Raw genomic sequence first — 24,437 nt, 5'->3', positions numbered from 1 at the left:
GAATGTCGTTCGGTTTCTGGCCACGTCTGTATTCTATCGCGGCCGAACGCCCGCGGCCGTTACTCGCCGATGACGTCCACACCCTTGGCCGGGGTGAAGCTGAAGGTGCCGGCAGCAAAGCTCGGGTTGCGCTTCCACCCGGTGAAGTTGATCACCGTGCGCTGACCCACCGCGTCCACCACTTCCATGCGGGCCAGACCCTGGCCGTTGAAGCCCAACGCGGCGTACTGGAAGGCGGTGTCGGTCTCACGCTTCGGGCTCAGCGACAGCCACTGCAGGCCATCGCGCACGGCGGCCTCTTCGCTGACGTCGTATTGTTTGTCCAGCAGCGCCGGATTGATCAATGCGGTCAGCGGGCTGTTCTGCTCTTCCTGGCCCTGCGGGCGCACGCTGGCCTGCTCCAGGTCCGGCTCATACACCCAGACCTTCTTGCCATCGGCCACGATCAGCTGTTCGTGCGGCTTGATGTACTCCCAACGGAACAGGCGCGGCGCGGACAACGCAACGCGGCCGCTGGTGTTTTCCTTGACCTTGCCCTTGCTGTCGAACACCTGCTGGCTGAACTGTCCGTCCAGGCCCTTCAGGCCCTGGGTGAAGCGGTTGAGTTCATCACGGGCGCCTGCCCAGGCCGAAGCCGAGCCGACACTGGCCACGACCAGGGTGGCGGCAAGCAGGGAGCGGCGGAAGGTGGTGTGCATGCGAGGTATCCAGGCGAATGGGAAGGATGGGAGGCAGTGTGCCCATTCAATCCTGAATGGGCGATCAGGGCCACATTATGCGCTGGAACCCGCTTGCCGAACGCGGTTTACGGCCCGGCCTGCACCGTCTTGAGGTCCCCATACACCACCTGCCCGCGGAAGCCGCGACGGACCTGCTGGTACAGCTCGCGGAAGGCGGCGTAATCCTGCGGCTGGCACAGTGCATCCGCCCCGCGTACGGCCCGCTGGTGCAGCCGATGGTGCGCGGTGATCAGCTGCCCCTCGCGCGTCCAGTCCACCTGATACTCACCCGCCGCATTGGCGAAGTGCTGGCTGCGCGGGATCGCTACGATCGGCACGTTCGCCGGGAAGGTCAGCTGGTAGCGCTCATCGCGCAGACTGTCGTTGCAGTAGAACGGCGTGGCGTTTTCCGGCGCCGACGTGCTGGCATACAGGTCACGGAACGATTGGCTGCCCGGTGCGTCAGGCAGCACCATCCCTCCGACCACGCCAAAATCGACGTAATCGCTGGCCAGGAAGTCATAGCGGAAGTTGAACGGCCGGGTCAGATCCTGCGGGTCACCCAGCAGCGTCAGTGCGCCACTGCCGTCGAAGCCGGACGCGGCCATCATCGATTCTTCGGCACGCGCCCGGTTCTGCGCGTTGAGCCGTGCGAAGGCGCCGCGCATGCCAATTTCGGTCACGCCGCTCGGTTGGAGCACGGTCCGGCCAGACAGATTGCCCGCCGCATCGAACCGGAACGTTGCCTCGATCCCGGTGCCGTTGCGCGACGCATCGTTGGCCGGGGTGCGCGCCACGACGGCCTGGCGGGTGTGCAGCACCGGCGCGCCAAGATCCCCCTCGGGCAACTGGCCAACACGCGCATAGGGCGCGGTCGAGTCCAGGTACAGGTCGAACTCGGGGATGTAGGTGATGGCGTGGTCGAAACGGCCCAGCAGCGGAATCGCCGGCAGCGTCGGCCCACCGCCGGCACCGATCAGCACCGGCGTGCTCTGGATGCCACGCGCAGCCAACAACGCCTCCAGGATCACGACATGGTCTTTGCAGTCGCCGTAATGGTTGTCGAGGATGCTCTGCGCCGGGTTGGGTTCCAGCCCGCCATTGCCCAGGTAAACCGCCACGTAGCGGATGTTCTGCGCCACCCAGCGATACAGCACGGCGGCCTGCTCGCGACGGTCGGCAATGCCCCGGGTGAGCTCGTCGGCCAGCGCCTGGATCTGCGGCGTGACAGCGGCGGCCTCGCCGCCCTTGAGCTGGTAGGCCTGCGCCACCTGCGACCAGTCACGGTACGTACTGGCCATGATGGTGGGGCTGTACTCCCACGCGGCGGCGGACCAGTTCTGCGCCTTCAGCGGATCCGTGCGCCGGTACGTCCACTCCCAGCGCGCCATGCCATTGCGCACACGCGGCGTCTGGCTGCCCTGCACGCCCCGCTGTTCCACCTGCATGGGCAGATCGGCAGGCGCGCTCAGGGTCACGCGGGCATCGTCGTACTGGGTGAACACGCTGAAGGTTTCCCATAGGCCGAAGTAGCCCGGGAAGTACGGCGTGTTCTGGGTGCGGCGGGTCTGGTAAACCACGCGCGTGCCGGGCGCCAGATTCGGGAAGACCACCACGCGCACCTTGCGGTCAGCGTACATCGCCGCTGCCGCGCTGGAATAGCTTTCCTGCGTGTAGATGCGGTCGGCCGGCACGTCCCGACGCTGGCCGTCCGCCGTCAACGTGTAGGCCTGCAGCACCTCCAGCGTTTCCATCTTCTCGCTGTAGCTCAGCCGCACCTGGCTGAACTGCTCGACCGCCGATTTGGTCTTGAGCAGGATCTCGTACTCTTCGGTCTGCGTATTGCCCGCATCCGGGCGTACCACGTAGTCGGCGCGATAGCGCACGAAGCTGAAGTTGTTGTTGGCCTGCGCTTCAGCGCCCGCGGCCGGGCCGCTCTGCCCGCCCGGGCTGGGCGGTGCCACGGGTGTCACGGGTGCCGGCACGGGCTGGGCATCGGCCCACGCCACTACCGGCGCGAGCGTCATGGCGCCCAGCATCGTCCAGATCATCGGCTTCATTGCAGGTTCCTTGTGCTCGGCAACACCCGGGCCGCGCCCGGGTTCTACGCAGCCAGGCCGGGCCCGGCGTTACTTGGGCGGGGGCGGCGCCAGCACGCTGCGGTCGCCGTTGTGCTCGGGCGGGCTGACCACGCCAGCCGCCTCCATCGCTTCGATCAGGCGCGCGGCACGGTTGTAGCCGATCTTCAGACGACGCTGCACGCCGGAGATGGAGGCACGACGGGTTTCGGTGACGATGCGCAGGGCCTCGTCGTACAGCGGATCGGACTCATCGCCGCCACCGCCGCCCGCCTCGGGCAGGCCACCGGGGCCGACCACGACGCCATCGCCCATCATCTGCACTTCGTCCAGCACGCCGGTGATGTAATCGGTCGGGCCGCTGGCCTTGAGGTGCTCGACCACGCGGTGAACTTCTTCATCGGAGACGAAGGCGCCATGCACACGGTCCGGCAACGCGGTGCCCGGCGGCAGATACAGCATGTCGCCGTGGCCCAGCAGCGTTTCCGCGCCGGACTGATCGAGGATGGTGCGCGAATCGATCTTCGAGCTGACCTGGAAGCCGATACGGGTCGGGATGTTGGCCTTGATCAAGCCGGTGATCACGTCCACCGAGGGGCGCTGGGTGGCCAGGATCAGATGGATGCCGGCCGCACGCGCCTTCTGCGCCAGGCGCGCGATCAGCTCTTCCACCTTCTTGCCGACGATCATCATCATGTCCGCAAATTCGTCGATGAAGATGACGATGAAGGGCAGCGTCTCCAGCGGACGCGGGGCCTCGCCGAGTTCCGGGTTGGGCTTGAACAGCGGGTCCATCATCGGCTGCCCGGCGTCCTGGGCATCCTTGACCTTCTTGTTGAAGCCGGCCAGGTTGCGCACGCCCACCGCGCTCATCAGCTTGTAGCGCCGCTCCATTTCGGCCACGCACCAGCGCAGGCCGTTGGCGGCCTCCTTCATGTCGGTGACCACCGGCGCCAGCAGATGCGGGATGCCCTGGTAGACGCTCAGCTCGAGCATCTTCGGGTCGATCATCAGCATGCGCAGGTCTTTCGGCGAGGCCTTGTACAGCAGGCTCAGCACCATCGCGTTGACCGCCACGGACTTGCCCGAGCCGGTGGTGCCGGCCACCAGCAGATGCGGCATGCGCGCCAGGTCGGCCACGGTCGGGCGGCCGGCGATGTCCTTGCCCAGCGCCAGGGTCAGCACGCTGGCGGACTTGTCATATTCCTTGGAGCGCAGCAGCTCGGAGAGATAGATCATCTCGCGGGTGACGTTGGGGATCTCCAGACCCACCACCGACTTGCCCGGGATCACATCGACCACGCGCACCGATTTCACCGACAGACCGCGTGCGATGTCCTTGTCCAGCGAGCTGATCTGGCTGACCTTGATGCCCGGGGCCGGCTCGATCTCGAAACGGGTGATCACCGGGCCGGGATAGGCACCGACCACCTGCGCATCGATGCGGAAATCCTTGAGCTTGAACTCGATCTGGCGCGAGAGCGTCTCCAGCGTGCCCTCGTCGTAACCCTTGGGCTGCGGCTTGGGATCGTCCAGCAGTGCCAGTGGCGGCACGTCCGAGCCATCGCCGTTGACCCCACGGAACATCGGAATCTGGGTCTCGCGCTTGGCGCGATCACTCTTCTCCAGCACCGGCTCCGGCCGCGGCTCGATCTTGACCGGCTCGCGCTTGGCGCGGACTTCGGCGTCGACCTTGCGCACTTCCTGGCGCTCCTCGCGCATCGCGCGGGTCTGCTGCCACTCGGTGGCCTGCTCTTTCTTCTTGTTGAACAGCGGCGGCAGTGCCAGCACCCAGTTACCAATCTTCTCCATCACCACGAACCAGGAGATGCCCGTGGCCAGGGTGATCGAGGCCAGCAGCAGGACCAGCACGAAGAGGTTGGCGCCCAATGCGCCGAAACCGACGCTGAGCGAGCTGCCTACCAGCTTGCCGAGGATGCCGCCGGCATGGGCCACATCGGCCACGAACAGGCGCAGATGCAGGAAGCCGGTGCCGGCGATCAGGAAGCCGACCAGGCCGACCAGGCGCAGTGCCGGATCCAGGTCATGCTCACCCTTGGCCTCGCGCTTCAGCCCGAACATCGCGATCCAGGCCAGTGCGCCCAGCACGATCGGCAGCACGAAGGCCATGTAGCCGAACAGCTGCAGCAGGACGTCGGCGATCCAGGCACCGGCGCGACCGCCCATGTTGTGCACCGGCGCGACCACGCTGCCGGTATGCGACCAGCCGGGGTCGGTGGCCGAGTAGGTGAACAGACTGGCGACCAGATACAGCAATGCCGGGGCGACCGCGATCAACCCCAGATCGCGCCACAGGCGCTGCCGGCGCGGATTGTCCTCGCCGGCCGGTTTGCGCGGCGCTGCCTTGCTGTCGGACGCCTTGGCTCGTTCCGGGACCTGTTTCGCCACCTTAGACCACACCTTGGGAATGCACTGTTAGTGCTTGATAATAAACGACTGGACCCCACCCCGGTAGGTGCCGGCCGCTGGCCGGCATGGTCAGCGTCAAAACTCCGGCACCGGAATGGGCGTCGTGCTTCGCGGGTCGCCGCGTTCCACTGCGCGCCTTGAATCGCCCCGCCCCTGCCGCCACTCTATGACTTCGCTCGGACGCCGCGCAATCACCCTGCCAGCGTCCCGCCCTACCTTCTATTGCGAGCTTACATGAGCAACTCCAAGCACTCCCGCCTGTTGATCCTTGGTTCCGGCCCGGCCGGCTGGACCGCCGCCGTCTACGCCGCGCGCGCCAACCTCAAGCCCGTCGTGATCACCGGCCTGCAGCAGGGCGGCCAGCTGATGACCACCACCGAGGTGGACAACTGGCCTGGAGATGCACACGGCTTGATGGGCCCGGACCTGATGACCCGCATGCAGGCGCACGCCGAGCGCTTCGAGACCGAGGTCATCTTCGATCACATCCACACCGCCGATGTCTCCCAGCGCCCGTTCAAGCTGATCGGTGACAGCGCCGAGTACACCTGCGACGCCCTGATCATCGCCACCGGCGCCACCGCCAAGTACCTGGGCATTCCCAGCGAAGAGGCGTTCAAGGGCCGCGGCGTGTCTGCCTGCGCCACCTGCGATGGCTTCTTCTACCGTGACCAGGACGTGGTCGTGGTCGGCGGCGGCAACACCGCCGTGGAAGAGGCCCTGTACCTGTCCAACATCGCCCGCAAGGTCTACCTGGTCCACCGCCGCGACACGCTCAAGGCGGAAAAGATCATGCAGGACAAGCTGTTCGCCAAGGTCGAAGCCGGCAAGATCGAGACCGTGTGGCACCACCAGGTGGACGAAGTGCTGGGCAACGAGGCCGGCGTGACCGGCGTGCGCGTGAAGTCCACGCTGGACGGCAGCACTCGTGATATCGAGGCCCATGGCTTCTTCGTGGCGATCGGCCACCACCCCAACACCAGCCTGTTCGATGGCCAGCTGACCATGAACAACGGGTACCTGGACATCCGTTCGGGCCTGGGCGGCAACGCCACCCAGACCTCGGTGGAAGGCGTGTTCGCCGCCGGCGACGTGGCCGACCAGCACTATCGCCAGGCGATCACCTCGGCCGGCTTCGGCTGCATGGCCGCGCTGGATGCCGAGCGCTATCTGGATGCGAAGGGCAAGCTGGACTGAGGCAGGCTGGACCTGGGAAGTGAAAAAAGGGCCGGCGAGGTTTCGCTGGCCCTTTTTTCGTCGGGCGGTCGCGCGGATGCCCATCATCAGCATGCGCACAAGCGGCTACGCGGGCAGCCTACCCGGCAACAGCAGCTCCCTCCGGGATGGATTCGCCCGAAACGGCCCGCCCGGCATTGCGGATGCACACAACAGAATGCCGAACGGGTGGCGATTTCACCCCATCCGCATCGACCACCGAGGTGTGCCAGACGACGGGGGCGGTGCCGACGTTCTCGCACCGAATGGTGATCCTGTGCGGCTGGTCGCCCGGTGCCTGGATGCGGACCAGACCGTCCCGGCACGTCCACGTTGGCGGGCACGCGATGTTGGTGGTGACCAGCTCGATCGGGTATTGCGGATAGCCCTCAAACGGGACATCCACCTCTTCGGACATACCTTGAGGTAACTGGAGGCCCCTTATCGGCCCCGCCTTGAGCGGTGCGCAATCCTTGCCCTCGCGATGGAGGCGATAACCCTTCTCCACCCCTTTCATCGCGGCGGTGCGAAACACGGGATCCTGCAGCGCGATCGCGTCCGACGGATTGGTGTGAAAGCCGGCCTCCACAATGACCGAAGGCATCTGGGCGAGCCGGTTTTCGCCATGGCTTCCCGCCTCCGGTGCCGCAGGCACCACGTAGGAAGCATACCCATCCTGGGCTGTAATCAGCTCCTTCATGTAGCACAGAATGCTACGACCGAGCCTCTCATCCTCCCCCCGCCCGCGCTCAAAGAAGACCCTGGCTCCTGTCGCCGATGGCCCCGCAGCGTTTGTATGCAGATGAAGCAGCGCTGCGGCGTTGATGTCATTGGCGTAAAGGGGGCGACTGCGGATGTCCTCGTCACGCTCTCGAAGCGCGTGTGTAGACCCAGGAAGCGAATTCCATATCTGCGGCTGCCCCGGAAAGGACGCTTGGAATCGATAGCGCGCCGCCATGCGCCACCATGCCTGGAGGCTGCCCTCATGGCTGTCAGCAGCCCTGGACCTTGCCGTACGCACATCCACCGAACTCCGGGTCATTAGCCAGTGCCGCAACTCGTCGGCATACCCAGGTGTAATCTCATCTTCGATTATTCCGTCCGATGGATCACGCTGCGCCCGCCAATCCCGGAACCGGTGATGAAAGTACCAGCCATGCCCTGCCGACACCACGACAGGGCCTGGCAGGGAAAGGCGTCGTAGCGAGAGAGGAGCGCCTGCCCCCTCTTCCGGATAGTGCTCTTCGAGACGTTTACCGTTGTAACGGAACTCGACGCCAGAAGCGGGATGGATGAGGCGGGCCTGATCAAGAACTTCATTCATCAGCTCGCCCTGAATGTCTTCCAGCTCGGCCCCTCCAGTTTCCGGCAACCACCCCCGAAGATCGACCGTGACGCTTCCAGTCGACACGTCAAACCGGGCAACGGCCTGATTGGGGGCCTGAAGGCCTGCTTTCACCCTGTACTGGTCGAGCGCCCGCTGAGCAGCTCTTGATAACAAAGCATCAAAAGCCACCTCTGCTTCGCTTTCGAGAGATCCTGACGAGGGTAGCCCACGCCCATCCGACGCAGCGGGTGCAAAAAGAAACAGAGCGTAAACGCCCCATGCCCACGGGCTTGTCCACTTCATGCCTTCTCCTCGGATGGGTGCTGATGCCGCCACCATTGGCGACACCACCAAGCTTCCTCATCCGAGAGAGATCGTTCCAAGCATCACGTCTCAGTGCGTCATTGAACCCAAAACGTAGTTCCGATCTCACCTTGAACCCCGATAGACGGCATCTGGAGCGCGCACGCGCCGGAGATCCTGACCTATCCTTACGACATGCCAACGAGCCGCTTCCTTCACAATCTGCAGGCAATCCCTCCCGGCGCTTGGGACGCCCTGCACGACGGCCGCAACCCCTTTCTGTCGCATGCCTTCGTGGCCGGCCTGGAAGAACACGGCTGCCTGCGCCCGGAGTGGGGCTGGCGCCCGCGCCACTTCACCCTGTGGGACGCGGACACATTGGTCGCGGCGATCCCGGGTTATCTCAAGGACAACTCGCACGGCGAGTTCGTGTTCGACCATGCGTGGGCGCATGCCTACGCCCAGCACGGGCTGGACTACTTCCCCAAGTGGCTGGGCGCGGTGCCGTATTCGCCGGTAACCGGCCCGCGCTTGCTCGCCGGCACCACGCAAGATCGTGGCGCACTGCTGGCATCGCTGGCGGCCGAAGTGGCACGCATGGGCTGGTCCTCGGCCCACATCAACTTCCATCCCGCCGATGAAGACCCCGCCTTCAGCCCGGACTGGCTGCTGCGCGAGGACATCCAGTTCCAGTGGCACAACCCCGGTGGCTGGCAGACCTTCGACGACTTCCTCGGCGCGATGGACCACAAGCACCGCAAGAACATCCGCCAGGAACGCGCCAAGCTCGCGCGCAGTGGTGTCACGTATCGCATCGTGCATGGCGATGAGGCGACCGAGGCCGACCTGCGCGCCATGCATGGCTTCTACCTGCAGACCTTCGCCGAATACGGCAACTCGCCCGCGCTCACGCTCCCGTTCCTGCAGCATCTGGCCCGCACGATGCCGCGCGCGCTGGTGATCTTCCTGGCCGTACTCGACGGCGTGCCGGTCGCCGGCGCGCTGTGCCTGCGTGGCACGGACACGCTCTACGGGCGCTACTGGGGCGGCGCCACCCTGCCCGGCCTGCACTTCGAGACCTGCTATTACCAGGGCATCGCGTACTGCCTGCGCGAGGGACTGGCCCGCTTCGAGCCCGGCGCCCAGGGTGAGCACAAGTTGGCCCGCGGCTTCCTGCCGCACCCGGTGCGCAGCCGCCACTGGATCGCAGAACCGGCCTTTGCCGAAGCCTTGGTGGCGTGGTGCGCGCAGGAACGCGCCGAGGTCGCCCACTATGCGCGGGTGCTGGCGGCGCACAGCCCGTTCAAGGTCGACAAGGTCGACCCGGCGTGACCCGCCACCTGCCCTGGCGCCTGGATGACGCGCCCGATGCCCCGTTCCCGCCCGCCGAGGCCGCGTTGCGCGATCCCGACGGCCTGCTGGCGCTCGGCGGCGACCTCTCGCCGGTGCGGCTGCTCAATGCCTATGCGGGCGGCATCTTCCCGTGGTTCTCCGAGGGCCAGCCGCTGCTGTGGTGGTCGCCGGACCCGCGCATGGTGTTCCGCACCGATGGTGTGCACCTGTCCAGCCGCTTTCGCCGCTCGCTCCGGCAGAGCACCTGGACGCTGGGGGCAGACACCTGTTTCGAGCAGGTGATCGATGCCTGCGCGGCCAGCCCGCGCCCCGGCCAGGACGGCACCTGGATCACGCGTGACATGCGCGATGCGTATGTCGACCTGCACCGGCTCGGCTTCGCGCACTCGGTGGAGGTATTCGATGGCGATGCCTTGGTCGGTGGCATCTACGGGGTGGCGATCGGACGGATGTTCTTTGGGGAAAGCATGTTCAGTGCGGCATCGGGCGGCTCCAAGGTCGCCCTGGCCGGGCTGGCCCATCGGCTGGCCAGTTGGGGGTGGCCACTGATCGATGCGCAGGTCGAAAATGACCATCTGCTGCGCATGGGCGCTGAGCACTGGCCGCGGCAGCGCTTTCTCGCGCTGGTCCGTGAACAGGTCCAACAGCCAGTCGCCGCAGGCGATTGGGTGGATTTGTTCGGCACGCTGTCGGCCGCCGAAATCGCTGATCCGGACCGGTCTTAACCAAAACTTTGCATCAAACGCCCGACGCGCGTAAAATGCCCGCTCTTCAGGCCAGCTCGGCCGGTTACAGAACTGCACAGGACTACATGTCGAAAGACGACTCCATCGAGTTCGAAGGCACCGTCAGCGAGACGCTGCCGAACACCACTTTCCGCGTACGACTGGAAAATGGGCATGAAATCATCGCCCACATCTCCGGCCGCATGCGCAAGAACTACATCCGCATCCTGACGGGCGACCGCGTCAAGGTCGAAATGACCCCGTACGACCTGACCAAGGGTCGCATCACCTACCGCATGAAATAAGCGGTCCGGGGGTTGTTCCCGCCAGAAGGCCAGCCAGGTGCTGGCCTTTTCGCGTGGGCGGCATTCAGCCGGCGGCGTCCTTACCCTGCCAAGCGACACCCTGACCCAGTGCACCCTGACGTCGGTCAGGATGCCTTGATGCAGATTCGCCCTTGCGCGCAACGGTCCACGATGTCTCTCGATCCAATCCGGATCCTGCCCGATGGCCCCCGCCATGAAGCGCTTGTTCTCCCTGCTCCTGCTCGCCTCCTGCGTCGCCACCGCTGCGTCGGCCCAGGCCGCCGAGCCCGCCGCACCCACGGACTGCATCACCCTGTCCTCCGACCAGCAAGTGGTGCGCAACCGCGCCGATCGCGATGTGCTGCTGCGCAATGGCGATCAGCATTACCTCGTGCGCTTTGAACGCTCCTGCACCAGCGCCGCGATGTCCCCGAAGCTGACGTTCGCCACCCCCGGCCAGGATGGGCAGCTGTGCGGCGCCGGGGTGACCAAGCTCCAGACCAGTTCACAGAGCTGCGCCGTGGCTGCGGTGGAGCCCCTGAGCGCCGAAGAATTCGCCCGCAAGGCACGCATGCGCCGTTGAGCAAGCCGCGGGTCCGCGCACAAAAAAGCCCCCTTGCGGGGGCTTTTTCGATTTCATCACCGCGGTCGAGGCCGGCGTTACACCGTGGCCGGCAGCAGACGCTCCGGCTCGGCCTCGGTCTCCACGAACAACTGGTCGTCGCGGACGTCGATGCTGACCTTACCACCGTTGACCAGCTTGCCGAACAGCAGCTCGTCGGCCAGCGGACGCTTGATCTTGTCCTGGATCACGCGAGCCATCGGGCGCGCACCCATCAGCGGGTCGAAGCCATGGTGGGCCAGCCAGTCGCGCGCGGTCGGGGTGGCCGACAGGCTGACGTGCTTTTCCTGCAGCAGCATTTCCAGCTCGATCAGGAACTTGTCCACCACGCGCAGGATGTGCTCGAAGCCCAGCGCCTGGAACTGCACGATCGCATCCAGACGGTTGCGGAACTCCGGCGTGAAGCTCTTGCGGATGACTTCCATCGCGTCGGTGGCATGGTCCTGGCGGGTGAAGCCGATCGAACGCCGCGAGGCCTGGGCCGCGCCGGCATTGGTGGTCATCACCAGCACCACGTTCTTGAAGTTCGCCTCACGGCCGTTGGTGTCGGTCAGCACACCGCGGTCCATGACCTGCAGCAGGATGTTGAAGATGTCCGGATGGGCTTTTTCCACCTCGTCCAGCAGCAGCACGCAGTGCGGGGTCTTGACGATCTTCTCGGTCAGCAGGCCGCCCTGGTCGAACCCGACATAGCCCGGAGGAGCACCGATCAGACGGCTGATCGAATGCGACTCCATGTACTCGCTCATGTCGAAGCGGACCAGCTCGATGCCCAGTTGCAGCGCGAGCTGCTTGGTCACCTCGGTCTTGCCCACGCCGGTCGGGCCGGAGAACAGGAAGTTGCCGATCGGCTTTTCCGGATTGGCCAAGCCCGAGCGGGCCAGCTTGATCGCCGAGGACAGTGTCTCGATGGCCGGGTCCTGGCCGAAGATCACCATCTTCAGGTTGCGCTCCAGATGCTGGAGCACGTCCTTGTCGGTCGCGCTGACCTGCTTGGCCGGGATCCGAGCCATCTTGGCGACGATGGTCTCGATCTCCTCGATGTCGATCAATTCCTTGCGCTCACCGTCCGGCAGCAGCCGCTGGCGGGCACCGGCCTCGTCGATCACATCGATCGCCTTGTCCGGCAGCAGCCGGTCATTGATGTGCTTGACCGACAGATCCACCGCGGCCTGAAGCGCGTCATCGGCGTAGGTCACGCCGTGGTGGGCTTCGTACTTGGGCTTGAGGCCCTGCAGGATTTCGTAGGTTTCGCCCACGGTCGGCTCGACGATGTCGATCTTCTGGAAGCGGCGGGCCAGGGCCCGGTCCTTCTCGAAGATGCCGCGGTATTCTTGGAACGTGGTCGAGCCGATGCAGCGCAGCTCGCCCGAGGCCAGGGCCGGCTTGATCAGGTTGGAGGCATCCATGGTGCCGCCCGAGGCGGAACCGGCACCGATGATGGTGTGGATCTCATCGATGAACAGCACTGCGTTGGGCAGCTTCTTCATCGCGGTCAGCACGCCCTTCAGGCGCTTCTCGAAATCGCCGCGGTACTTGGTCCCGGCCACCAGGGCGCCCAGGTCCAGCGAGTAGATCACCGCATCGGCGAGCACGTCCGGCACCGAGCCTTCCACGATGCGCTTGGCCAAGCCTTCAGCGATGGCGGTCTTGCCCACGCCGGCCTCACCCACGTAGAGCGGGTTGTTCTTGCGGCGGCGGCACAGGACCTGGATGGTGCGCTCGATCTCATCGGCACGGCCGACCAGCGGGTCGATCTTGCCGTTGCGGGCCTGATCGTTGAGGTTGCTGGCGAACTCGGCCAGGGCATCGCCCTTGCCTTCGCCCTCGGCCCCCTCCGCACGCCCTTCGCCATCGGCGGCAGGCGGCACTTCGCCCTCCTCGCCCAGCTTGGCGATGCCATGGGAGAGGTAATTGACGATATCCAGCCGGGTGACGTCCTGCTGGTTGAGGTAGTACACGGCGTGCGAGTCTTTCTCGCCGAAGATCGCGACCAGCACATTGGCGCCGGTGACTTCCTTCTTGCCCGAGGACTGCACGTGGTACACCGCGCGCTGCAGCACGCGCTGGAAGCCCAGCGTCGGCTGGGTATCGCGCCCATCATCTTCGGCCAAGCGCGAGACCGAGGCCTCGATGGCCTGCTCCAGTTCCTGGCGCAGGCGGTCGGCATCCGCGCCGCAGGCCTTGAGGACGGCTTGGGCGGACGGGTTGTCGAGCAGTGCCAGCAGCAGGTGTTCCACCGTCATGAATTCATGCCGGGCCTCACGGGCGCGCTTGTAGCACTGTCCGATGGTGTGTTCGAGGTCTTTACTGAACATGATTAACTCCGGCGGCAGTTAGGAACAATATGCGGCCAACCTTCACGATTTCCATCACCCTAGCGGATCGGTGCGTTCAGATGGCGTTAGCACTTGCCTGATCGCTCCGTCCATTCGACGAGCCTCCATCATGCACGATCTTCCGGCCACGAAATGGCAGCTTGGCCGTGATGGCACTGTCACGGTCAGCCGAGGATGTGGCGGCGGACGGGCGCTCGCGCGGAGAAGGGCGTGGCGCGGCTGCCATGGCCGGACCGCCAGGATGGGCTTCGCAGCAGGTACGGCGCAGGGACACGCCGGCCGCTGAGGGCCGGATGTCATTGTGGGTGGAACAGTGCGGATCGCGGGCGCACGCAGTGCTGGCCCGCGCCAACGGTCAGCCGCTGGTCTTTTCCATCGTGCACAGCAGCGGGTGCTGGTTCATGCGCGAGAATTCATTGACCTGGGCGACCTTGGATTCGGCGACCTCGCGGGTGAACACCCCGCACACGCCGCGGCCGCGGGTATGCACGTGGAGCATCACCTGGGTGGCCTTGTCCAGATCCATCGAGAAGAAGTGCTGCAGAACCGTCACCACGAAATCCATCGGAGTGTAGTCGTCGTTCAACAGCATCACCTGGTACATCGGCGGTGGCGCGACCTCGGGGCGTGCAGGCTCAAGCAGCACGCCGTGGTCGTGATGAGTTTCGTGGGAAGTCTCGCGGGGCATCCCCACATTATAGGGCCCTGCTCCGCCGGATTGGACGTTGCCCCCCACCGCCCTTCACAATCTGCACTCTCCAACCAGACTTTCACAGGGATTTCATGAAAAGGATTGCTGCCGCACTGCTGCTGGCCATCACTGCCACCAGCGCCCATGCGGCCGAAGCGGACAAGGCTGTCGGGCGTGCTCTGGACACGCTGGAGTACACCTACGAGGTGGACGAAGACGGCGACTACAAAATGGTCTTCGACATGGATGATGGCCGCAGCCAGCTGGCTTTCGTGCGCTCCACCGTCGAGGAATTCGGCAAGCACAAGATCCGCGAGATCTGGTCGCCGGCCTACAACTCGCCGGGCAAGCAGTTCCCGGCCGCCGTGGCCAACCGCCTGCTCGAAGACTCCCAGGATGCCAAGATGGGCGCCTGGGTGAAGCAGGATCAGCTGGCGATGTTCGTGGTCAAGGTTGACGCCAATGCCACCCCCGAGGCACTCAGCGACGCCATCGATGCGGCCATCCGCACCGCCGATGCGATGGAGCTGGAGCTGACCGAGCAGGACGAATACTGAGGTGAATGACGTGCAGGAACCGCGCTGGGCGCCCCATGTCACCGTGGCCACGGTTGTGGTCCGCGACGGGCGGCTGTTGCTGGTCGAGGAAGCCATCGACGGCCGCCAAGTGCTGAACCAGCCGGCTGGGCACCTGGAGCCGAACGAGACCCTGGCCGCCGCCGCGGTCCGTGAAACGCTGGAGGAAACCGGCTGGACGGTGCGCCTGAGCGCCTTCATCGGCACCTACCAGTGGACCGCACCGGATGGCACGCCGTTCCTGCGCTTTGCCTATGCGGCCGAGCCGCAGTCGCACGATCCCGACCGTCCGCTGGACGACGGGATCCTGCGCGCTCTGTGGCTGACACCCGCCGAACTGAGGGCCGACCCTACCCGCCTGCGCAGCCCGCTGGTGTGGGAGGTGGTGGCCGACTATCTGGCCGGCCAGCGCCACCCGCTGTCGATCGTGCGGGAGGCCCGATGAGCACCCCGCGCGTGATGGTAGGCGTCTCCGGGGGCGTGGATTCCTCAGTGGCCGCCTGGCGGCTGGTCCAGCAGGGCGAGCCGGTCGCCGGCCTGTTCATGCAGAACTGGGCCGATGACGGCAGCGGCGACTGCCGCGCCGAGGACGACCGCCGCGATGCCGTGGCGGTCTGCGGCCTGCTGGGCATTCCGTTCCACTTCCGCGATTTCTCCGGCGAGTACTGGCAGGGCGTGTTTGAACACTTCCTGGCCGAGTACGCCGCCGGGCGCACGCCCAACCCGGACGTGCTGTGCAACCGCGAAGTGAAGTTCAAGCATTTTCTCGACGCCGCGCGCGAGCTTGGCGCCGAGCGCATCGCGACCGGGCACTACGCCCGCATCGCGCAGATCGACGGACGCTGGGCCCTGCTGCGCGGCGCCGACCGCAGCAAGGACCAGAGCTATTTCCTGCACCAGCTGGGCCAGCAACAGCTGGCCGCGACCCTGTTCCCGATCGGCGACCTGCAGAAGAGCGATCTGCGCCGGATCGCCCGGGATGCGCGCCTGCCGACCCATGCCAAGAAGGATTCCACCGGCATCTGCTTCATTGGCGAACGCGACTTCCGCGAGTTCCTCGGCCGTTACCTGCCAGCCAAAAGCGGCGAGATCCGCGATCCGGATGGCGCCCTGATCGCCGAACATCCCGGCGTGTTCTATTTCACATTGGGCCAGCGCGAAGGCCTGAACATCGGCGGCGTGCGTGGCCGGCCGGCGGCGCCGTGGTACGTGGTCGGCAAGGATGTCGCCAGCAATGTGCTGTATGTCGACCAGGATCGAGAGAGTCCGTGGCTGCAGTCGACCCGGCTGCATTCCGAGACCGCCCACTGGATCGCCGGCGCACCGCCCGCGCGCCAGTTCGACTGCACCGCCCAGACCCGTTACCGCCAGCCCGACGAGCCGTGCACCGTCACCGTGCACGACGACGGCACCCTGGCGGTGCGCTTCGCCCGACCGCAGCGTGCCGTCACCCCCGGTCAATCGCTGGTGTTGTATGACGATGAGGTCTGCCTGGGTGGCGCCGTCATCGCCGCCACCGACGCTCCGCTGGAACAGCGCCTGCGCGCCACCCCTTCTCCTTTCGAGGTATCTGCTGCATGAGTTTTTCCGTCGACGACCGTGTTCTTGCTCTGGCCGGCATCGCCCAGGCCCTGCAGCAGGTGCGCCGCATCGCCGAAACCGGCCACTCCGAAGCCGCCGTGGTCCGTACCGCGGTGGACAGCGTGTTCCGCATTGACGCTGCCACCCCGCAGGAGATCTACGGCAGCGCCAGCCATGTCGCCCCCGGGCTGCGCCTGCTGCACAACTACCTGAGCAGCCAGGGCCAGGACGAGCACCTGCCGCGGCTGGCGCTGTCGGTCCTGCAGCTGGAGCGGCGCTTCGTGCGCGAGCACGAGATCGTGGCCAAGGTCAGCACCGGTATCGAGCGCGCCCAGTCCCAGGCCACCGAGCTGGGCGACAGCGCCCATCCGGACGTGCTCGCCAGCTTGGGCGGCCTGTACGCCGACACCATCAGCAATCTCAAGCCGCGCGTGATGGTCCAGGGCAACCCGCATTACCTCGGCCAGGCCGGTGTGGTGGCCGAGATCCGCGCGCTGCTGCTTTCGGCGGTCCGCTCGGCCGTGTTGTGGCGCCAGACCGGCGGCCAGTACTGGGACTTCCTGTTCTCGCGCAAGGCGATGCTCGAAGCGGTTGCCCGCCAGCTGCGCTGAGGCCAACGGCCTGGAATTCCGGTCGCCAGGCCCGTACGCGGGCCGGCGCCGGGGCGTGCGGAGGGTTACGGGCGGACCACCGTGATGCATCAAAATTCAGCGGACGGCTAAAGCAAACCGGGGTACGGCCGATACAGCATCCGTGCACCTCCCCGAGAACGTCCATGTACTCACGCCTCTTCATCCGCTTGGCCGCCCCACTGGTCCTGACCCTTCTGCTCCCCGTTGCCATCGGCTTCGAGTGGCCAGCCGCCCTTCGCTGGGCGATCCTGACCACGATGACGCTCAGCTGGCTGGGCTTCGCCTGGTGGACGGCTCGCGCCCAGAACCAGCGGTCGCCCGAGCAGGCCCGCATCCTGCGTGAGCAGGACCAGTTGCTGAGCGAGCTGCGCTCGTTCGTCGGCAACGAAATCGAAGGCTCCCGCGGCGAAGTCGAACGCGCCCGTGACCTGATCCGCCACGCCGTCAGCGGCCTGGGTGGCAGCTTCGATGCCATGAACCGCAAGTCCCGCCAGCAGAGCCAGGCCTTGGCCCGCATCGTCGACCGCGCCGGTGAAGACGGTGGCGCCGGCGTCGACGTGGCCCGCTTCGCCCAGCACGCCAGCCACCGCATGGAACAGCTGGTAGAAGCGCTGGAACAGGTCAGCGGCCAGAGCAGCAACACCGTGCAGCACATCGATCAGATGGCGCAGCACCTGGATGGCATCTTCGCGCTGCTGGAAGACGTCAAGTCGATTGCCGACCAGACCAACCTGCTGGCCTTGAACGCCGCCATCGAAGCTGCCCGTGCCGGTGAAGCCGGTCGTGGGTTCGCGGTGGTCGCCGACGAAGTCCGCAACCTGTCCGAGCGCTCGACCACCTTCAACGAGCAGATCCGCAAGCTGGCCCACAGCTCCAAGGATGCCATCGCCAAGGTCCGCGAGACGGTCTCGCACATGGCTTCCCGCGATATGGACCGGTCCCGCGAAGCGCGCCAGGAAGCGGCGGCGATGCTCGACAACGTGGCCCAGATCAATGCCTCGCTGGGCGATGGCATGCGCGAGATTTCCGAGTGCGGCCGGGCGATCGACAGCAGCGTGGCCGAAGCGGTCCGCGCCCTGCAGTTCGAGGACATCGCCACCCAGGCCCTGGGCGGCGTGCATACCCACCTGGACCGCCTGACCGCGATCAACCGCGAAGCGGTGGCCCTGCAGGAACTGCTGCAGCGCAATGGCGGCGTGATCGACGAAGAGATCGTCACTGCCCTGCAGCGCACCGGCAACCGCCTGCGCGACATGCGCAGCGAATGGGAGCGTCCGCCGCACAAGGCCGTCGCCCAGCAGAGCATGGCCGCCGGCGCGGTCGAACTGTTCTGATCCAGCGGTACCGTGCCGCCCCCGGCACACCCTGCGGCCCCGGCTCACCCCGGGGCCGTTGCGCTTGCACTACCCGCCTCGCCTGCAGATGATCGACCCATGTTGAATGCGTCCATGTTGTCCGTTGCATCCGTAGCACCCACCAACCTGGAGCCCGTGGCGCAGATTGCCGACGGCGCCCTCCAGGCAGCCATCAAAGACCACACTCCCCTGCAGGGCCGCGCCCTGATCGCGCATCTGGAGCAGCTTGCTCGGCAGGAGCTGGCGAAACTGGCCAACCAACCCATTGATCCGGGCACCACGCCCATCGATCCGGCCCTCGCCGGCCTGGCGTGGGACCTGGGCCTCAGTGGTGATGATCTGGGCGCTGCTGCGCGCTGAGCGTGGGCCGGTGGTCCGGCCAACCCGGGTATTCTTCAGCGTCACACAAGGTGAGTACGCATGAAGGAATGCCTGAAACAGGTGGCATTGCATGCCCAGGGGATGGGTTCGGCCCCGCTGTTCAACGCAGGGGCCGATGGAGCCCTTAATGCCATCTCTCACCTCGGCTACGTCCAGATCGACACGCTGTCGGTCATCGAGCGCGCACATCACCACGTGCTGTGGAATCGTGTCCCGGAATACGACCCGGCGTGCTTGAACCATCTCGTCAGCGAAAAAAAGCTCTTCGAGTACTGGTTCCACGCCGCTGCCTACCTGCCGATGCGCGACTATCGCTTCGCGCTGCCCCGAATGTCGTCGATACGCACAGGGGAAAGCCGCTACTTCTGCAACGGCGATCCCTGCCTGATGAAGGTCGCAGAGCGCTGCCTGCCGGATGGTCTGGACCTGGGCATCCCGGATGATCACGAGTACGCCGTCCATCTTTTCGAGACCACGCTCAGGGCACACGGCGTCTTCACCGCGACCCAGCTGCTGCATCTCCGGAGCGGGAAGGCGCTCCGCACCGCCATGCGTGAGGTTGTCCACGATCGGATCACTGCTGGCAGCATCCAACTGGTCATCCACCGTGATCGCCTCAGCGCGCTGTTCGGCTTCGCCCTGAGGCAGCGCGCAGGTCGGTCGAGGTTGCCTCAACAGGGCTGGCGGCGCCCTTGACACCGTCTCCGCCTGGCCGTCAGTGCCATGCCAGGTGCACGGTCGCTCAGAAGGCTACGTAGGCCGTCCTCAGACGCTTTGCGTCACCGCGACATAGCTCTCCCGCGGCGGCGTCTGCAGGCCCTGCTTCAACCACAGCGCCAGATCCCGCGGGGCCAGCGGACGCGAGTACAGGTAACCTTGGATCTCGTCGCAGCCCTGGCGGCGCAGCATGGCCTCTTCCTGTTCGGTCTCCACACCCTCGGCCACGACCTTCATGCCCAGCGCATGGCCCAGATGCACGATTGCCTGGGTCACTTCGGCGGTACCGGCGTCGTGCAGCATGCCCTGGACGAAACTGCGGTCGATCTTCAGCCGCCCGACCGGGAACCGGTTGAGGTAATGCAGGTTCGAGAAGCCGGTGCCGAAGTCATCCACCGCGAGCGGAACGCCGTGACGCTCCAGCACATCGAAGCAGTGGCGCAGCACGTCGGTGTCACGGATCAGCGCCGACTCGGTCAGCTCCAGCTCCAGCCGCTGCGGCGGCCAGCCGTGCGCATGGCAGATGTCGATCACGCGTTCGGCAAAGCCGCGGTCACGCAGCTGCACGGCCGAGACATTCACGGCCACACGGTCGAACTCCAGCCCCGCTGCATCCCAGGCGGCGGCCTGGCGGCAGGCCTCGGCCAGCACCCAGTCGCCGATCCGCACGATCTCGCCGCACTTCTCGGCGATCGGGATGAACTCGGCCGGGCTGCAGTAGCCGATCCCGGGCCGATGCCAGCGCAGCAGCGCCTCGATGGCCGGCGGCTGGTCGTTCTCGGCATGCATCAGGGGCTGGTAGGCCAGGGTGAACTCTTCGCGTTCGATCGCACCGAGCAGTGCGTGTTCGATCTCCAGCTTGCGCTGGATCTTGGCCAGCGCGTCCTGGCTGTAGTACTGGTAGGTATTGCGTCCGGCTTCCTTGGCCGCGTACATCGCCGCATCGGCGGCGCGCAGCAGCGATTCGAAATCCTGACGGCTCTCATCCAGCATCGCAATGCCGACACTGGCGCCGACCTTGAGCGTGGTTTCACCGCGGTGCAGGGGTTCGGCCAGCGAGGCGATCAGCTTGCGTGCCACATGCCCGGCGTCTTCCGGTGCGGCCAGGTCGCGCAGCACGACGATGAATTCGTCGCCACTGAAACGGCCGAACAGGTCGTTGTTGCGCAGGCTCTGGTGCAGGCGCGAGGCAGCCGCCTTGAGCAGCGCATCGCCGGTGGCGTGGCCGAAGGTGTCGTTGATGGTTTTGAAGCCGTCCAGATCGATGAACAGCATCGCCAGCGGGCTGCCGCGATCGCGTGCTTCCTCGATCGCATCGGCGGTCTGCTCGCGCAACAACATCCGGTTGGGCAGGCCGGTGAGCAGATCGTAATGGGCCAGCAGCTCGATGCGCTCGTTGGCTTCGCGCTCGCGGGTGATGTCACGGAACAGCACTACGAAGCGTGTCGGCAGACCATCGCGACGGTCCAGCTCGATCAGCACCTGCACCCAGATGCGCAGACCGGACTGCCGGTAGAAGCACAGGTCCAGCTGCTCGGGCAGCCCCCCCTCGGCGATCCGGACCAGCGCCGCCTCAAACGCGTCGCGCGAGTCCTGGGTGTACAGGCTCAGCGCCTGGTCCAGCGTGATCGGCTCCTTGCGCAGGCCGTGGATGCGGTAGCACTCCTCGGTCCACTGCATGAGCCGGGTCGCCACCTCGATCTCGCAGCCGCCAATGCGGCCGAGCGCGGAGACGCGGTTGAGCAGCTCGGTGCGCCAGCGGATCAGCGCATCGGTCTGGTGCTGCTCGGTGATGTTCTGCACCTGACCGAGCAGGCGCTGGATGCGCCCGTCGGGGCCGACCAGCGGCTGCATCCACACCCGCAGGTACAGTGCAGCGCCTTTGCTGCGGATCAGCTCCAGTTCCAGGGTCGCTGCAGCGCCATCGCGCCACATGCGGCGCCACGCGCGACGCAGGCGCCCACGCGATTGCGGCTCCATCTGGCGCAGCCAGTGGCGGCGACCGTGCATGGGGTCATCGCCGGTCTCCAGCAGGGCCCGGAACTCGGGCGACCACCAGAACTGGCGCGCCTCCGGGTCCCACGACCAGCTGCCCATGCTGGCGATCCGCTGCGCCTCACGCAGGTGGACCTGCTGCTCAAGCAGCAGCGACTCCATCTGCTTCTGGGCCTGGATGTCGGTATGGGTACCCACCATGCGCAGCGGCTGGCCGTCGGCGGTGCGGGTGACCACGCGGCCGCGGTCCAGCACCCAGCGCCACTCGCCATCGGGGTGGCGGGCGCGGAACTGGGCGGTGTAGGCCGCACTCTCGCCACGCAGGTGCGCGTCCAGAGCGGCACGAACGGCCGCCTGGTCATCAGTGTGAACGTATTCCAGCAGCGCGCTCACGCCGGCACGGGCGTGCGACTCCTCGATCGGCTGGCCATCCCAGCGCCGCGAGCGGCGCACACTGTCACTGGGCAGGTCCCAGTCCCACAGCCCGTGGCCCGCGTGATCCAGCGCCACTTCCCAGCGGCTGCCGGCGACGCTGGCGACCGGCTCGGGCACGCTCACGGTAAAGGCCAGCAGGTGGCCATCCGGATCGTGCACGGCGCGCATCCAGCCATCGAGTCGCCCGGCCGGGCCGCCCGGCAGCTGGCAGGGAATCAGGCCGCCATCCGCGGCGAGCAGGCGCAGGTCCTCCAACATCTCGCCGTACGCGGCGATCGTCGCCGGCAGGCCGTGTTCACGCGCGGCCGGATTGGCCGCGAGCGGGCGACCAGCACGGTCGAGGATGACCAGCGCCGACGCCAGCGGGTGCTGCAGCAGACTCGCGATAATCCCTTGATCCACGCCTGTAACTCCGATAACGCACCCGACAGCCGGGAACGCAATCGTTAGCGGCGGGTTTTGCGGATTATTGAGCGTTCCGGCCACCTGCATCCCCACCGCGGACAGGTAAGATGACGCTCGCCTTTCCCGATCGGCCCGCCCTGCCCCATGCCCACCGACCTGCCAGGCCACCCCGAACCCGCCGCCGCGACCTCGCTGGCCCGCGATCTGCGCCGTGACCGCTGGCGTGTGGTGGTGGCTTACCTGGTGCTGGCGCTGGTCTGGATCCTGTGCAGCGATGCCGCAGTCAAAGTGGTCGCCGGCGATATGCAGACCGCCGCCCAATGGCAGACCATCAAGGGCACCTTCTTCGTGCTCTCCAGTGCCGCCCTGATCTATCTGCTGCTGCGCCCGCTGGCCCAGCACGTCCTGAGCACCCATGCCCGCCTGGAGTCCTCGGAGACCCGCCACCGCCAGATGTTCGAAGGCAACCCCGGGCCGATCCTGGTCTATGACCTGGACTCGCTGGCGATCCTGGACGTCAATCCCGCCGCTGCCAGTTTCTTCGGCTACAGCCGTGACGCCTTCACTGCGATGCCGATCAATGCGCTGTGGCCGCCTGGCGATGTCCCCGCGCTGGAGGTCAAGCTGGCGCAGATCCGCGAGAATCCCGACCAGCTGTGCGTGATCACCGCCGATCTGTGCCTGAGCGATGGCAGTACCCGGCGCATGGAGATGCGCAGCAACCTCATCAGTTATGGCGGCCGCCGTTCGCGACTGCTGATCGCGATCGACCGCACGCGCGAAGACCAGGCCCTGCAACGTCGCGATCAGGCGCTCGCCCGCGTCGAGGAAGCGCACGAGATGGCGCGGATCGGCGCCTGGGAAATCGATCCCGCCACCGGGCTGGGCCGTTACGCCAACCAGGTCTATCGGCTGCTTGGCCGGCGCCCGCCCGAAGCGCGTCGCTGGCATCGCTTCGATGAGCTGCTGGTACCGGCCGACCCGGCCACCGCCGCACTCAGCGAGCAGCTGCTGCAGGACATGACCTCCGGCGAGCCGGTGCAGATCGATGTCCTGCTCCCGCTGCTGGCGATGGATGGTCGTGCATTGATGGTGCACCTGCGCGCCGAGAGCGGCCAGGACGATGCCGGCCGGCCACGCGTGCTCGGCACCCTGCAGGACGTCACCGAACGCGAGCAGTCGCGGCGCCTGCTGCGTGAACGTGAGGAACAGTTCCGCGAACTGGTGCGGGTGCTGCCCGATGGCGTGGTGATCCTCTCCGAAGAACATGTGCTGTACGCCAATGCCTGCGCCGCGGCGCAGTTCGGCTACGGCCAGCACACGCTGCTGGGCGAACCGCTGGCGGCCCTGGTCGCCACCGACGACCTGCCGCGGGTCCGCGGCCAGCTGTTCGCCCAGGTGCCGCAGCAGAGCGTCAGCGCCGGTGAGGTGATCGGCATGCGGCGGCTCAATGGCGAGCGTTTCCAGGCCGGGCTGGCCGTCGGTGACGTGCGGTATGGCGGGCGCAACTGCAAGCTGCTGATCGTGCGCGACCTCAGCGAGCCCGAGCGCATCCGCGAGGCACTGGAAACCAGCAACCGCGAGCTGCAGGCCATGGCCGGGCGCCTGTTCTCGCTGCAGGAAGACGAACGGCGGGCGATCTCGCGCGACCTGCACGACGATATCGGTCAGGCCATCACCGCGATGAAGTTGTCGGCCTATGCGGCGCAGGACGAGCAGGACGCCGCGCGCCGTGACGAGGACCTGGCCCAGATCATCCAGCTGGCCGACGCCACCGTGGGCAAGCTGCGCGACATCTCCACCCTGCTGCGCCCGCCACAGCTCGATGCACTGGGCCTGGAAGCGGCGCTGCGCTGGCAGGCCGGCGTGCTGTTCCGCTCGGCGGCGATCGACCTGCTGCCGGACATCCAGTCACTGCCACGGCGGCCGGCCGGTGATATCGAGCAGGCCTGTTTCCGCATCGCGCAGGAAAGCCTCACCAATGTGCTGCGCCATGCCCGCGCCAGCCAGGTCAATCTGCACCTGCGCGATGTCGACGACCACGGCCTGCACCTGCAGGTCCGCGATGACGGCGAAGGCTTCGACCCGGAAGGCCCACGCGGCCTCGGCCTGATCGTGATGCGCGAGCGCGCGCAGAGCGTGGGTGGCACCCTGCGCATTGAATCGGCGCACGGCGCCGGTACCCTGATCGACCTTTACCTGCCGTATCGCGCCTCGGGCGCGACGGCTCACGACTCTCTGGAACACTGAGCCC

The 24,437-nt window shown here is 66.4% G+C and carries 20 protein-coding genes; 13 read left to right on the top strand and 7 right to left on the bottom strand.

Translation table 11 applies throughout. From position 1 onward, the window contains the following. Positions 1-59 precede the first annotated feature (59 nt). From lolA to K4043_RS01465, 3 genes are all read right to left on the bottom strand, one after another. Positions 60-698 (bottom strand): outer membrane lipoprotein chaperone LolA, encoded by a 639-nt coding sequence (gene lolA / locus K4043_RS01475; protein WP_123729244.1) that lies wholly within the window; start codon positions 696-698, stop codon positions 60-62. Between the two features lie 107 nt (positions 699-805). Next, positions 806-2,770 carry a DUF3857 domain-containing transglutaminase family protein gene (locus K4043_RS01470; protein WP_265308520.1) on the bottom strand — a complete coding sequence of 655 codons (1,965 nt, stop codon included), beginning with the start codon at positions 2,768-2,770 and terminating at the stop codon, positions 806-808. Positions 2,771-2,848: 78 nt separating this feature from the next. Next, on the bottom strand, positions 2,849-5,206 hold the full coding sequence (locus tag K4043_RS01465; RefSeq protein ID WP_121036781.1) for a DNA translocase FtsK: 2,358 nt from the start codon (positions 5,204-5,206) through the stop codon (positions 2,849-2,851). A 255-nt stretch (positions 5,207-5,461) separates the two neighbouring features. Here K4043_RS01465 and trxB point away from each other — a divergent pair, with 255 nt between their 5' ends. Then, the gene (trxB, locus tag K4043_RS01460) at positions 5,462-6,424 is read left to right on the top strand and encodes a thioredoxin-disulfide reductase (protein WP_265307907.1); all 963 of its coding nucleotides are present in this window, start codon (positions 5,462-5,464) and stop codon (positions 6,422-6,424) included. Between the two features lie 118 nt (positions 6,425-6,542). On the opposite strand, the gene K4043_RS01455 is transcribed toward trxB, so the two are convergent. Further along, entirely contained in the window at positions 6,543-8,072 is a 1,530-nt protein-coding gene (locus K4043_RS01455; protein WP_265307906.1) for an N-acetylmuramoyl-L-alanine amidase, read from the bottom strand. 195 nt (positions 8,073-8,267) lie between these two features. Between K4043_RS01455 and K4043_RS01450 the strand changes: the two genes are divergently transcribed. From K4043_RS01450 to K4043_RS01435, 4 genes are all read left to right on the top strand, one after another. After that, a complete protein-coding gene (locus tag K4043_RS01450) occupies positions 8,268-9,404 on the top strand; it encodes a GNAT family N-acetyltransferase (RefSeq protein ID WP_265307905.1) in 1,137 nt (378 codons plus the stop codon). Further along, entirely contained in the window at positions 9,401-10,150 is a 750-nt protein-coding gene (gene aat, locus K4043_RS01445) for a leucyl/phenylalanyl-tRNA--protein transferase (RefSeq protein WP_265307904.1), read from the top strand. Before K4043_RS01450 ends, aat begins: the two co-directional genes overlap by 4 nt. 86 nt (positions 10,151-10,236) lie before the next feature. Then, positions 10,237-10,455 carry a translation initiation factor IF-1 gene (infA, locus tag K4043_RS01440; protein WP_005409596.1) on the top strand — a complete coding sequence of 73 codons (219 nt, stop codon included), beginning with the start codon at positions 10,237-10,239 and terminating at the stop codon, positions 10,453-10,455. A 214-nt stretch (positions 10,456-10,669) separates the two neighbouring features. Further along, on the top strand, positions 10,670-11,038 hold the full coding sequence (locus tag K4043_RS01435; RefSeq protein WP_265307903.1) for a hypothetical protein: 369 nt from the start codon (positions 10,670-10,672) through the stop codon (positions 11,036-11,038). A gap of 77 nt (positions 11,039-11,115) precedes the next feature. Here the strand turns inward: K4043_RS01435 and clpA are convergent, their stop codons facing one another. Both clpA and clpS read right to left on the bottom strand, forming a co-directional pair. Further along, complete coding sequence (clpA, locus tag K4043_RS01430) at positions 11,116-13,395, bottom strand: ATP-dependent Clp protease ATP-binding subunit ClpA (protein WP_265307902.1); 2,280 nt, start codon at positions 13,393-13,395, stop codon at positions 11,116-11,118. Between the two features lie 376 nt (positions 13,396-13,771). After that, positions 13,772-14,104 carry an ATP-dependent Clp protease adapter ClpS gene (gene clpS, locus K4043_RS01425; protein WP_123729237.1) on the bottom strand — a complete coding sequence of 111 codons (333 nt, stop codon included), beginning with the start codon at positions 14,102-14,104 and terminating at the stop codon, positions 13,772-13,774. 95 nt (positions 14,105-14,199) lie between these two features. Here clpS and K4043_RS01420 point away from each other — a divergent pair, with 95 nt between their 5' ends. The 7 genes from K4043_RS01420 to K4043_RS01390 all read left to right on the top strand — a co-directional run bounded on the left by K4043_RS01420 (position 14,200) and on the right by K4043_RS01390 (position 19,327). Continuing rightward, positions 14,200-14,664, top strand: coding sequence for a hypothetical protein (locus tag K4043_RS01420; protein WP_259260889.1), 465 nt, complete (start codon positions 14,200-14,202; stop codon positions 14,662-14,664). A gap of 1 nt (position 14,665) precedes the next feature. Beyond that, positions 14,666-15,127 carry an NUDIX hydrolase gene (locus K4043_RS01415; protein WP_265307901.1) on the top strand — a complete coding sequence of 154 codons (462 nt, stop codon included), beginning with the start codon at positions 14,666-14,668 and terminating at the stop codon, positions 15,125-15,127. After that, on the top strand, positions 15,124-16,263 hold the full coding sequence (gene mnmA, locus K4043_RS01410) for a tRNA 2-thiouridine(34) synthase MnmA (protein WP_259260891.1): 1,140 nt from the start codon (positions 15,124-15,126) through the stop codon (positions 16,261-16,263). Before K4043_RS01415 ends, mnmA begins: the two co-directional genes overlap by 4 nt. Beyond that, entirely contained in the window at positions 16,260-16,874 is a 615-nt protein-coding gene (gene hflD / locus K4043_RS01405) for a high frequency lysogenization protein HflD (protein ID WP_259260892.1), read from the top strand. Before mnmA ends, hflD begins: the two co-directional genes overlap by 4 nt. A gap of 164 nt (positions 16,875-17,038) precedes the next feature. Next, positions 17,039-18,229 (top strand): methyl-accepting chemotaxis protein, encoded by a 1,191-nt coding sequence (locus K4043_RS01400; protein ID WP_259260893.1) that lies wholly within the window; start codon positions 17,039-17,041, stop codon positions 18,227-18,229. Between the two features lie 156 nt (positions 18,230-18,385). Beyond that, positions 18,386-18,610: a hypothetical protein gene (locus tag K4043_RS01395; RefSeq protein ID WP_265307900.1), complete on the top strand. Its 225-nt coding sequence runs from the start codon at positions 18,386-18,388 to the stop codon at positions 18,608-18,610. Positions 18,611-18,670: 60 nt separating this feature from the next. Then, positions 18,671-19,327 (top strand): crosslink repair DNA glycosylase YcaQ family protein, encoded by a 657-nt coding sequence (locus tag K4043_RS01390; protein WP_265307899.1) that lies wholly within the window; start codon positions 18,671-18,673, stop codon positions 19,325-19,327. A gap of 69 nt (positions 19,328-19,396) precedes the next feature. Here K4043_RS01390 and K4043_RS01385 read toward each other — a convergent pair whose 3' ends face one another. Continuing rightward, positions 19,397-22,180 (bottom strand): bifunctional diguanylate cyclase/phosphodiesterase, encoded by a 2,784-nt coding sequence (locus K4043_RS01385; protein WP_259260896.1) that lies wholly within the window; start codon positions 22,178-22,180, stop codon positions 19,397-19,399. A gap of 147 nt (positions 22,181-22,327) precedes the next feature. On the opposite strand from K4043_RS01385, the gene K4043_RS01380 reads away from it, so the two are divergent. After that, positions 22,328-24,433 carry a PAS domain S-box protein gene (locus tag K4043_RS01380; protein WP_259260897.1) on the top strand — a complete coding sequence of 702 codons (2,106 nt, stop codon included), beginning with the start codon at positions 22,328-22,330 and terminating at the stop codon, positions 24,431-24,433. Positions 24,434-24,437 lie beyond the last annotated feature (4 nt).

Source organism: Stenotrophomonas sp. SRS1, from assembly GCF_026130205.1.
Lineage (GTDB): Bacteria > Pseudomonadota > Gammaproteobacteria > Xanthomonadales > Xanthomonadaceae > Stenotrophomonas > Stenotrophomonas rhizophila_B.
This window is presented reverse-complemented; position numbering and strand designations above follow the sequence as displayed.